5 protein-coding genes and 1 tRNA gene are annotated in these 12,013 nt (G+C 58.4%); 4 read left to right on the forward strand and 2 right to left on the reverse strand.

The window, feature by feature from the left end:
* Positions 1-65 precede the first annotated feature (65 nt).
* Together Q0D41_RS09360 and Q0D41_RS09365 are read right to left on the reverse strand one after the other, a co-directional pair.
* A complete protein-coding gene (locus Q0D41_RS09360) occupies positions 66-3,707 on the reverse strand; it encodes a collagen binding domain-containing protein (RefSeq protein ID WP_294378401.1) in 3,642 nt (1,213 codons plus the stop codon).
* A gap of 327 nt (positions 3,708-4,034) precedes the next feature.
* Complete coding sequence (locus Q0D41_RS09365) at positions 4,035-6,473, reverse strand: U32 family peptidase (protein WP_294378404.1); 2,439 nt, start codon at positions 6,471-6,473, stop codon at positions 4,035-4,037.
* 179 nt (positions 6,474-6,652) lie between these two features.
* On the opposite strand from Q0D41_RS09365, the gene Q0D41_RS09370 reads away from it, so the two are divergent.
* The 4 genes from Q0D41_RS09370 to tyrS all read left to right on the forward strand — a co-directional run bounded on the left by Q0D41_RS09370 (position 6,653) and on the right by tyrS (position 11,269).
* The gene (locus Q0D41_RS09370; RefSeq protein WP_294378407.1) at positions 6,653-8,761 is read left to right on the forward strand and encodes a transglycosylase domain-containing protein; all 2,109 of its coding nucleotides are present in this window, start codon (positions 6,653-6,655) and stop codon (positions 8,759-8,761) included.
* Positions 8,762-8,945: 184 nt separating this feature from the next.
* On the forward strand, positions 8,946-9,827 hold the full coding sequence (locus Q0D41_RS09375; protein WP_294378410.1) for a P-loop NTPase: 882 nt from the start codon (positions 8,946-8,948) through the stop codon (positions 9,825-9,827).
* An 85-nt stretch (positions 9,828-9,912) separates the two neighbouring features.
* A tRNA-Ala gene (locus Q0D41_RS09380) sits at positions 9,913-9,988 on the forward strand.
* 63 nt (positions 9,989-10,051) lie between these two features.
* Positions 10,052-11,269 (forward strand): tyrosine--tRNA ligase, encoded by a 1,218-nt coding sequence (gene tyrS, locus Q0D41_RS09385; RefSeq protein WP_294378412.1) that lies wholly within the window; start codon positions 10,052-10,054, stop codon positions 11,267-11,269.
* Positions 11,270-12,013: the final 744 nt, after the last annotated feature.

Consider the following 12,013-nt stretch of genomic DNA (forward strand, 5'->3'; position numbering starts at 1 on the left):
CTGAACGCCAAAAGCCCCCGCAGCGCGGGGGCTTTTTGTGCTTGGAGAGATTGACGCTGCGTCTGTCAGGGGTGCTCTTCGGCCTTGGGTGCAGCTTCCATTTCGCATCGACGTTTGCTGTATGCGGCCATTGCCGCCGCGCTTCCCGCGAAAGCGAGTCCCGCCGCCCCCGCGATAAGGCTTGTTGCGAAATCGAGCGTTTTCGGCAGGGACTTCATTCGCTTGTTTTTTAGAATCGCGATTTCGATTTCGGGCGTATCGCGAATCTCGATGCGCAGCCCTTGGTCTTCGGCTTTATACCCTTCAGGGGCGCATGCTTCAGTGAGGACATACGTTTCCCCAACGCGCAGGTGGCTGAATTCCACTGGCGTTTCCCCTTGGGCAGCCCATCCGTCGGCTTCAAGTCCTTCATTGCAGGGCTCAATGGGGTTGCCTTGGGAATCTTCAAGACGGAATTTTCCGCCCTCAATTTTCGCTTGCGAAGCCGCCTGCTCGGCGCTGCCGTCATCGGCATGCGCTTTGCTGGCTTGTTCGTAGCGCTCAGCATCGACTTTGAAAAATGCCAAGCGTGTGAAATCATTCTCGATGGTCTCTTCCCACAGGGCGTCGCCTTCGTTTTCGCCTTCGCATCCCGCATCGCGCGCTTCGATCCAGGCGTTCTCGCTTTCATACCAGCGTCCGTCGCTTGCAAGGAAGCGTGTTTTGCTCCAATCGCTTGTCACGTAACCCAAATCGAAACGGGGACGTGTTTCGCGGAGCGTATATGCGCGACCTTTTGGTAGGTGTGTGGCTTTGGCGAGGCCTTCTTCGTCGGTTACGAGCTTGTATTCATCGGGCGCATCGGTGGCCTCGTCGACTGCGCCTGCTTCGCTGGATTCGTTGTCTGTGCTTTTCCTTGCGTTCGTCAAAACCCCGCTGGGCGGTTCGTTTTCTTTTGATTCGTCTGTGCCGATTGCAGTCTCGTTGCTGCCTGGAGTGTTCTCGTCCTGAATGCCCGCAGCCGAGGGTGCCTCGTCCTTTTCCTCTTCGTGCCCTTCTTCGCTTCCCGCCGCGCTTAAAACGAATTCGACCCCAGCAATGGGCTTTCCTGTTTGCGCGTCGACCTTCGTAACCTCGATCCCTGTTGGCTCTTCCTCAATCGTGATGCCTGCGCATACGACTTCGCAGGTGTCGTTTTCCCATGTCAGCGTTATGTGGTGATGCTTCGTTTCGGTTCTATACCCTTCGGGCGAGAGGGTTTCGACTACGACGTATTCCGCGGTGCCTGGCCCGAGCGGCAGAGGGGCGATCGTCCACGCTCCCGACTCATCACTCGTTGCGCTCCCCGCGAAGTCGTCCCTGTGTAGCGCAAGCGTTCCGTCGGGGAATACGATGTCGGTTGCGGCTCGTGCCTCATAGGTGGCCCCCGAGACGTCCTCTCCGGTCAGAATATCGATCTTGCGTCCTTCGATGGCTCCATATGCCTTTTCGTTGGGCAAGGTTATTTCAATGATGTCGTTTTCCTCCCATTGGTGATTCTGCGAAACCTCGAAGTACACGGGCTCTTTTCGCGTGAGATAGGGAGCGATGGTTGAAACCTCCCGAATGGCATAGCTGCCCCAGGCGAGCCTTTCGGGGAATTGCACCATGCCCGACTCGGGAATCGTGAAGTGGGAAATCTGTTCGGTGTTTGGCGTATGCACCTCGAATGACACGGGTTGGTATTCGCCGCTGGCGTCTTGCCTAAGCAACTCGACGACAGTTCCTGGCGAAAGCACGGTTTTACCCGTCTCGGCATCGGTCTTCTTTACGCGTACGGGCGAGTAGATGCGATGGTCCTCAATCGTCATGAACACGATGTGCGCGTCGGCATGCACTTCGATATCGGTGATTGGATCGACGAGTCTGAGCGCCTCGTCGGGGCAATACGTTTCAACAATGGTGTACGATCCATAGGGCAGGGCGCAACTCGGCGCCGATTGTCCGCCATGGGCTTCTGGCTCCCAGTTTTCAAGCAAATCCTTCGAAGTGAAGCGTCCGTCGCTTTTTGTTGTGACGGTTCCCATGAGCGAACCGAAAAGCGCCGGCCCGTCGTTTGAGACGACGGCCTTTCCTTGTGCGTCAAGAATGGAGGCAACGCTGTAGCCCTTGTTCGCAAGGCTTCCGTCGTCTTGCAGCCATATTTCGAATTCTGCTCCCACAAGGGGCGATTTGAGCGATTCGTCGCTTTCGCCCTCATGTTCGAAGAATTTCGCGCCTTCGATGTCCCCTCGAAACACGCGGTCGTATGCGGTCAGGGCTACGGTTGTGCAGGGTTCATCGCTTTCGGGCGCTAAGTCGAGGGCCATCCATCCATCGGCATCCGCATGCGGAAGCGGCGCGACGGCGTAGCCCTTCGGCGCTGAAACCTCACGAACGCGAACAGCTCCGCGCGCGATTTCGGGAAATTCCGCAATCCACGCGCCGCCAGCTTCGGTTTCGAGCCACGTGCTTTCTGCGGTATAGGAGTTTCCCCGCGAATCGACGAGCTCGAAGAGCGCTCCCGAGAGTGAGGCGTGTCCTTGGGCGCGCTCGCCGGTTTCGACGTCTCGTTTCTCGATGGCGACGCGCACGGTTTTTGGCGTATCGTCAAGCGTTTGCGCGCCTGCCGCCTGGCCCACCTCCATATACCGCGGTTCATCCCAGGCGCAAAATCCCAAGGGGGCGTGGTCCTCCCGAATCCACACGCCCTGGCCTGGAGTAAGTTCAATTTCGGCGCAGCCTTGTGCATTCGTAGAGAATTCGGTGATCAGTCCGCTGCATACGCCGTTTTCGCAATGCTGGAACACGCTGAATTGCGCCCCCTCAAGCGAATAAAACGGCGCGCCTTCATCGCCCGTCGCGATCGAGATTTCCGCAGAGCGTTTTTGAAGCGCAAGCGTGATGAGGTTCGTGAGCGGCACGTGGAGCCAATAGACGTTGCCCCATTTTGCTGTGATTTGGGAAATCATATTGCCGGGGCACGCTCCGGCAATCACGCCGTCCGCGTGGCTTGAGGAATGCCATGCCAGATCATGGTTCGGCGCGTCGCCCCAGAAGAACAGAATGTGGCAATCGGCGCCAGGCGCTCCCCAATCAAGCGGATCGGCAATGATGATGTCGCCTTTGCACAGCTGGCCGCTGGCGAGCATGCTTTCTTTGCTTTCGTATCTCGTGCGCAGTTCCGAGTGGTCGTTGAGATAGGAAATCCAACGTGACAAGTTCGATTTGTTGCCTCTGTTGTATCCCGATGAGCCAACATAAGACCCTATGGGGTCGCAGTTGGCGCCGCATGCTTCAAGCACTGCGACGATGAACCCCGTGCAGTTCATGTAAGCCTGCCCATTTGATTTCGGTTTGCCGTTGGGGTGCCAGCAATCCCAGGTGGAAATGTCGCCCCCGGCGCCGTCGGGCCCGGTGTTGCCATAAGGGGTGCCCAGGTAGTACGAATCGTATTCGTGCGCCTTCAGCTCGTCGAGCGCGCATCTCGTGGCGCCCAGGATATCTTCGATTGTGCTCTGCGGGTTTCGGATTTCTGTCGCCCAGGCTTGGCGGAAAAGATGGTGTTGGCTGGCGTGGTCTAACGGTGCGCCTTCGAAGGCTACAGGGCCCAATGCGGCATATGATGCAGCCGTGGCGGCAAGGGCGAAAAATGATCGGCGCGAAAAGGGCGCATGGGGGATATAGGGCGGACAAAGGGACGTAGGCATGGTCGCCTCCTAATCGATTGCTGCGGTCTGCGTCGCTGCGGGCGCATGCCTATGCTAGAGGCGAAACCTTGCCCAATCCTTGCCCGTTCCCCGTGCTTTTCCTCGCGTTTTGGTGCCGCATTGCCGCTCGTTGCGGCTGAATTCCAGGCGATTTCCTCGTATGGACGCTGCGGCAATCGTTTGAAATCCCCTTGTTTTTGTTGAAACGTTCACGCGTTTCTCCCATTTTTGGCGGGCGGCCAATAAAAAAGCCCACGTTTCCGTTTTGGGGAAACGCGGGCAGCATTTGAGGTGAACTGCGAGGTTACGGAACTTCGTACGGGGCGCTTATTGCACGCCTCTGAACAAGTGTCCCGTCGTGCAGCCTTCCGCCTTTGCGACGTTCGTGCCACGCTTGGCGGCTTCGATGGCGCGCACGACTCGGGAGGTAGCCTTGCCGGCTTCGTTGGCGCTCATGAGCGTTGTGTCGATCATGAAGGCCGAAACGCCCGCGTCGATAAGCTCGTCAATCACGTGTGCGGCATCGAAGCGCACGGCGTTGTAGAGGTGGCTGCGGCCAAAGCAGTCGGTTACCACGGGGAAACGATAGCCCTTGCGATCGAGCAGCGTGTGCGCGTGGGTGCGTCGTTCGCATTGCGAACACTTCTGGTTGCATGCGCCCTGGCTCATGAGCAGGCAGTGCTCGCAGGTCATGAGTTCCTGGTTGCCGCAAACCACAATGCCCAGTTCGACGGGTGAATTTTTGCCGAGCTCAGCGATTTGTTTCAAGGAAAGCTCTGGGGAGAGCCATACGCGGCGAGCTCCCAGGGCGGCTGCGACGGAAAGCGAGGCGGCATTCGTGATGGGCAGGTGCGGTCCCACTTCAACAAGCGAGCCCATGTTCGCGCCGCGCACGAGTTGGCCGAGGTTCTCGACGAACAGCGGTTTTTCAGGTTTCGCCCACTTCCACAAGTCGACGTCTTCCTCGCTGTTCATAGGGAGCTTGTCCACCACGGGCAGGGCGATCGCGCAGCGGCCGGGGTATCCCGCCTGCTCCTCATCGACGATGCGGCCCTCGCAGCATGCTTCGCCGCGACGATAGTTCAGGGCGGCGACGAACACCACATCGGCGCCGGCTTTTTTGGCGGCGCGCGCGCATGCGGGATTCGTGGCGAACGCTACGACGCACGCGTCATCGGCGGTCGGTTTCGGCATGGGGCGGCCGTGTTCAGGCTTCTCGGTTTTTTCGATAATGCGATCGCGCCACGGATCGAGCATGGCTTCGGCGAGCATCTTCAGCGCCTGCGTGCGCGCTTTGTGCAAAGCCGAAAAGCCCATGCCCACGCCTTCGTCGACATCGACATCGAGGTCCGTAAGGAAAAACGGCGTATTGCCCAGCCGGTCAACGTGTTCGCGCACTTCTTCGGGGGTAATGGCCTTCGTGCGGGCCGCCTCCACCGTTGCGCCCTCGAAAGAGGCTTTCACGCCGGCGCATTCTGCCACAAAGCGCAAAGGCTCGCCGATATGGGCCACGACGCGCATGCGTGCGGGAAGGCGAGGCTCAAAATCGTCGTCGTGGAATGCCATGGAAGCGTCGCGAACGCGGAACACGCGATCGCCTTTGCCCACGCGGCCGTCGATTTCGAAGTAATACATGTCGCCTTTGCGCTCAAACGCCTCAAGCGTTGAGGCGAAATGGCCCTTATTGGTCCAAAATTCCAACACGTCGCCTTCATGCAGCTCGGTTTGGGACTCCACGGCAACCTCGCGGCCCTTCGCCTTCGCAACGCGTCCGGCGAAAACGCCACGGTTGTTCGGGCGGCCATAGCCCATGATGTCGTTTCCGCGGCGGCGGGAAAGATAGGCTTCGGTGAATCCGCGGCTGAAGGCCTCGGAAAGCGCGCGATGCTCTTCCTCGGTCGCGCCCGCTTCTTCAAGAGGCGTGCCTTCGTCGATGGCGCATGCCAAGCGGTCAATTGCCGCGCGATAGGCCGCCACCACGGCGAATACGTATTCGGGCGATTTCATGCGGCCCTCGATTTTCAGGCTGTCGACGCCCGTTTCCGCGAGTTTGGGGAGCATGTCGATGGTGCAGAGGTCTTTCGGGGAAAGCAGGCGGTCGCCCGGTGCCGAAAGCTCTGTGTCGGAGTCCTCGTCTCGAAGGGTGTAGGGAAGGCGGCATGCCTGCGCGCAGGTGCCTCGGTTCGCGGAGCGTCCGCCGATCATGGAGCTCATAAGGCATTGCCCCGAATAGCAAATGCACAGGGCGCCGTGCGCGAAGCACTCGGTTTCCATATTCAGGCTGTGCGCCTCTTCGGTTACTTCGGCGAGTTCGGCGCAGCTCAGCTCGCGCGCCAGCGTTACGCGTTCGGCGCCGAATTCCGCCGCCGCCCGCACGCCGTCGATGTTGTGCGTGTTCATCTGCGTAGAGATATGCAGGCGCGCATCGGGCAGCGTGTGCCTCACTTCGGCGGCGAGTCCGATATCTTGCACGATAAGGGCGTCTACGCCACGTCGCCATGCCTGGCGGGCAAGTTCAAGTGCCGCCGAGGCCTCGTCGGGCATAATCGCGATATTGAGCGTGAGGTACACGCGAACCCCGCGCAGGTGAGCGAAATCGCACGCGCGCGCCAGGTCGTCAAGGGTGAAGTTGTCTGCGCTGCGGCGGGCATTGAACGCATCGCAACCCAAGTACACCGCATCGGCTCCGGCCGCCACCGCGGCATGCAAACACGTCATAGAGCCTGCGGGGGCGAGAAGTTCCATATGCCTGTATGGGTTCATCATGTAAAAAGTCCAATCGTCTTCGTGTAAAACTTTGCGAATAGTATCGCTTTCGGGTATCGTTGCACAGTATGAAACCACGGAGAAAACAGCGCGAAAAACGCGCACACGCAGGCCTCTGGGCCATCATCATTGTTCTGGCCGGCATCGGGCTGGTCGGCTACGGCTGCTATCAGGGAGTTATGTCCTTGATAGATGACTGGTGCGCCGATTTGCCCAGTGTGCAGAATACGACTGCTTTCGACTTGCCGGAACAGTCTACCATCTACGCCAACGACGGCACTACCGTGCTGGCCGAGTTGTACATGGAGAAACGCGAGCCCGTCACAATCGACCAAGTGAGCCCCTACGTGCTCAAGGGAACGGTCGCGACGGAAGACGAGCGCTTCTACGACCATGGCGGCGTCGACTTGCAGGGTATTGTCCGCGCGGTGTTCGTGAATCTCGCTGGCGGCCAAGAGGGAGCTTCCACCATCACGCAGCAGTATGTGCGCAACACCATCTTGTCTTCCGAGATGAACGAGATTTCCATCAAGCGCAAGGTTCGCGAGATGACGCTCGCCGAAGAGATGGAGCAGATTTACTCCAAAGACCAGATTTTGATGATGTATTTGAACACCATCAACTATGGCGACAACTGCTATGGTATCCAGGCTGCGGCGAAGCATTATTACTCGGTGAATGCGAGCGACCTTACGATTGCTCAGGCCGCGACGCTCATCGGCATTCCGAATTCGCCCACGATGTACAACCCGGTCGTCAACCCCGATAACGCACTCGATCGTCGCAATGTGGTGCTTTCGCGCATGCTCACCAATGGCGTTATCACCCAAGAGGAATATGACGCGGCGAAGGCCGAGGACCTGAACCTCAACGTTCAAGAGGAAACCGGCACGAATGGCGTGTACCTCTATAAGTACTTCACCAGCTATGTGCGCGACCAAATTCTTGAGACGTACGATCATGAGCAGGTCTTCCAAGGCGGTTTGCAAATTGTGACCACCATCGATCCTGAAATGCAGGGCTACGCCGAAGCCGCCGTGCAGAAGCAGTACGATTCCGGGCGCCTTGCGGCCAGCAATCAGGAATTCGCGCTCACGCTCGTCGACCCCAATACGGGCTTTATCAAAGCCATGATCGGCGGCAAAGATTACGATGCCGACCAGTACAACATCGCCACGAGCAAATCGGGCACGCAAACGGGCTCGACATTCAAGGCGTTTACGGTTACCGATGCCATCGAAAAGGGCATCAATCCGCAAACGACGTACATGAATTGCAACGGCCCGGTAGAAGTCAACGGCGCGAAAATCTACAACTACGGCAAGCAGAACTACGGCAATCTCTCCATCGCGAACATGACTGCCGTTTCGTCGAACACGGGCTTCATGCGCCTCATTACCGACACGTCGAGTGGCGTTACTCCCGAATCGGTGAAATCGGTGGCTGAGCGTCTTGGTCTTGACGGCGACAACCTTGGCACCGCCCCAACGATTACCCTTGGCGTTTATAACGCCAACACCACCCAAATGGCAGGTGCTTATGGAACGTTTGCCGCAGGTGGCGTGCATCGCGACCCCACGGGCATCATGAAGGTGACCGATAGGTCTGGCAACGTGCTCGTCGACAATACCGCTGGTGTTGAGGGCAAGCAGGTCATTACCGACTCCGTGGCATATGCAGTAACCCAGGTGCTCGAGGGCGTTATCTACAACGCTTCGTATGGCACCGCGAATGCCGCGGCTTTGCCTTCGGGTCAAATCGCTGCCGGCAAAACGGGTACGACCGACGATTGGCACGATTTGTGGTTCGTCGGTTACACTCCGCAACTCTCTTGCGCTGTATGGACGGGTTCGCGTGACAACAGCGTTCAGCTTGAAACGAACACGTGGTGCCAAGAGATTTGGCGCGACCTCATAAGCGCATGCCTGCAGGGCCAGCCGAACGAAGATTTCAAGTCGGCTTCCGCTCCGAACTACAATTCCGCATATAAGGGCGGCGGCAAGTCCGAAGACGAGGATGAGGACGAGGAGAAGAAGGAAGAGGAAGCGACTGAGGAGACTACCGAGGAAACTCCCGAAGAAACTCCGGGTGAAACCGCGGGAGGCACCGCTGGCGAAACGCCGGGAGGTACCACGGGTGGCGCTACGGGCGAAACGCCGGGAGGTGCTGCTGGTGAAACCCCGGGAGGTACCACGGGAGGTGGCACTACTACTCCCGACCCAGGGTCGTCCTCGACACCTGGATCAGGGACAGCGGGCGGTACGGGTGGAACCGGCGCTGCTGGGTAGCGTGACCAAATAAACTTAAATGACATCAACTGCTTCAGTAACGCCAGCCGACAACGGCTGGCGTTATTCTATTTCGGGAATAAAGTGCTATTATCGCAACGAAGCATACATGTCGGCATTCCGTCTCAGCGGGGTTAAACGGGATTGGGCGATGCCGGCGGCAACCTGAAGAAAGAAGGAAGAAATGGCCGACGATACTACGAACCAAACTCCCGATACATGCTCGCATGATTGCGGCTCGTGTTCTGCATCGTGCGGGGAGCGTACGGCGCCCTCGAAGCTTGCTCCCAATTCGGTGTCAAGCTTTAAGAAAGTTATCGGTGTTGTGAGTGGCAAGGGCGGCGTGGGCAAAACGTCGGTTACGTGCTTGCTTGCCTCTGAGCTCATGCGTGCAGGCAAGAAGGTCGGCATCATGGATGCTGACGTCACTGGTCCTTCTATTCCGAAGGCCTTTGGCGCGAAGGGACCGCTTTGCGCCGATCAGAATGGCATGAATCCTGGCATTGGCGCTGAAGGCGTGAAAATCATTTCCACCAATCTGCTGCTTCCGCAAGATGACATGCCTGTTGCATGGCGCGGTCCCGTGGTTACGGGCATCCTGACCCAATTCTTTAATCAGGTTAATTGGGGCGATCTTGATTATTTGCTTATCGACATGCCTCCGGGCACGAGCGATACGCTGCTTACGGTGTTCCAGCAGATGCCCCTCGACGGCATCGTTACCGTTTCTGCTCCGCAGGAACTTGTCGGCATGATCGTCGGCAAAGCGGTGAATCTTGCTCAGGAAATGGGCGTGAGCGTGCTCGGTCTCGTCGAGAACATGGCCTACTTTGAGTGCGACGAGTGCCACAAACGCCATTATATTTTCGGTGAACCCCAGGGTGAGGAAGTGGCGAAGAGGTACAGCATTCCCGCTTACGCCACGTTGCCCATGGATCCGGCCGTCGCGTCGCTTGTCGATGCGGGCAACATTCCCGCTTACGATGTCAAGGGGGCCCTCAAGCCGATTATCGATGCGCTCGAGTCCCTGCCCGAGCATGCCAAGGGCGAGGAAGCTGCGGAGTAGCCAGTTTTTCTTAAAATTGTCGCTTGACCTGTATTAAGGGACGCGTATAATATATAAACGCGCCTTGAATAGACGAAGCGCACACGGGGCCTTAGCTCAGCTGGGAGAGCGCATGGCTGGCAGCCATGAGGTCAGGGGTTCGATCCCCCTAGGCTCCACCAGAATTCACAAGAGGCGAGCACGAGAGTGTTCGCCTCTTTTAGTATCCGCGATAGTCGAAGGGGATGAGTTCGATAACTCCCGAAGAACAGCTCCACATTATTCAGTCCGGTACCGACACTATCGTTCCGCAGGACTTGTTGCTCGAAAAACTCAAGCGTGGCACCGCCTTGAATATCAAGCTTGGCGTTGACCCTACGGCACCTGATATCCATCTTGGCCACGCCGTTCCGTTGCGCAAGCTCCGTCAATTCCAAGATTTGGGCCATCATGTCACGCTCATTATTGGCGACGGCACCGCCCTTATCGGCGACCCTTCGGGCCGCAATTCCACTCGTCCGCAGCTTACGCGCGAGCAAATTGCAGCGAACGCGCAAACTTACGTTGATCAGGCGTTCAAAATTCTCGATCCGGAGAAAACCACGCTTCGCTACAACTCTGAGTGGATTCTTGATTTGAAGATGGAAGACCTGCTCAAGCTCATTAGCAACTTCACGGTTGCCCGCATTCTTGAGCGCGATGACTTCCATAAGCGTTACACGGGCGGTTTGCCCATCGCGCTGCACGAGTTCCTGTATCCCGTTATGCAGGCATACGACTCGGTCGTTATCAAAGCTGACGTCGAAATTGGTGGCTCCGATCAGCTGTTCAACTTGCTTGCCGGCCGTGAGCTCATGGAGAAGATGGGCATGGAGCCGCAGGTTGCTCTCACCCTTCCGCTCCTCGAGGGCACCGACGGCGTGCGTAAGATGTCGAAGAGCTACGGCAACTATATTGGTCTGACCGATGAGCCTAACGATATGTTCGGCAAGGTTATGAACATCCCTGACGAACTCATGGTGAAGTACTATCGCCTCGCTTCGACCGAGAGCGTCGCTAAGATCGACGAGATCGAGGCGGGCCTTGCTGCTGACGAGCTTCATCCCAACAAAGTGAAGCGCGCATTGGCTCGCAATATCGTTGCTGCCTACTATGACGAAGCCGCCGCCGAGGCCGCCGAGGCCGATTTCGACTTGAAGTTCAAGGCTCATGGCTTCCCGGCCGATGCTCCTGTCTTTGATGCCGACCTTACGCCGGGCGAAGATGGTATGGTCTATTTTGCGAAGGTCATTGTCGACGCTGGTGCTGCGCAGAGCGTTTCGGCCGCACGTCGTCTTATCGACGAGGGCGCGGTTCGCGTAAACGGCGAGGCGCTTGCTGCGAAGTCGTATAATCTCGCTCCTGAATCCTTGAAGGGTGCTGAGGTTCAGGTTGGTAAGAAGAAGTTCTTCAAGCTCGCGTAAGATTGCCAACATATATAAGGTTTTAAGAAGGGGCTGCGTTGGCAGCTCTCTTCTTTGGTTTTAGAACGAGGCCAGGGGTGCTTCGGCGTGCATGTGTAGGACCAGGCGCGGTGGAAATGCTTGGGTATTCGAATAGGCGGTCGCACCTAAGCTTCTTCAATATCGAAATGATGGAAACCCTCCGACATAGATAATCGACCAGGGACGGTCGCTGAGGGGCGGCCCGCGCGGAAGGCGGGCGGGCCCGGAGGCGGCCGTCTTTCTTTTTCGGGAAGCGCGCGCCGCGCAGCGGGGCCAGGCGGCGCGCGCCGGCATTCGCTCCGCGAGAGGCTCGGCGAAGGCGAACAGGGGAAAGCCGGCGATTGGGGGAAGCGCCGCTTGCATGACGAAGGCGGGGGGCTCCCGGCCCGAAGGCGGGCAAAGATCGCCCTGCCTATATATAGGCGGTTGAATGCGTGCGGCCGAATCGGCCGCACCGGAAGGCCCGGCGCTTGCGCGCCTGGGCCCTTTGGTGCGGTTGCGCCTATGTATGAGCCGAGGCGAAGCGCCGGGACCGCGGGACGGCCCCGCATCCGGACCGGGGCGAAGCGCCAGGTCGGGGCCCACCTCCTGCTCCGCATCCCCCCGCTTTACCGTGCCGGAGTTGTCGGCATCCTGTGTGCGGGATGGTTTCCCGCCCGCGCCGCGGCGGGGGAGCGTATAATACCGAACTCGTCGCCGCGAAGGGCAGGAGCCCTGAGAGCG

This window comes from uncultured Slackia sp. (genome assembly GCF_934630525.1).
GTDB lineage: Bacteria > Actinomycetota > Coriobacteriia > Coriobacteriales > Eggerthellaceae > Slackia.

Excerpts from the sequence above, each read along its gene's own strand:
- Q0D41_RS09370 (WP_294378407.1), top strand. The coding sequence starts at position 6,653 with ATGTCCTTGATAGATGACTGGTGCGCCGATTTGCCCAGTGTGCAGAAT.
- Q0D41_RS09375 (WP_294378410.1), top strand. The coding sequence starts at position 8,946 with ATGGCCGACGATACTACGAACCAAACTCCCGATACATGCTCGCATGAT.
- tyrS (WP_294378412.1), top strand. The coding sequence starts at position 10,052 with ATGAGTTCGATAACTCCCGAAGAACAGCTCCACATTATTCAGTCCGGT.
- Q0D41_RS09360 (WP_294378401.1), bottom strand. The coding sequence starts at position 3,707 with ATGCCTACGTCCCTTTGTCCGCCCTATATCCCCCATGCGCCCTTTTCG.
- Q0D41_RS09365 (WP_294378404.1), bottom strand. The coding sequence starts at position 6,473 with ATGATGAACCCATACAGGCATATGGAACTTCTCGCCCCCGCAGGCTCT.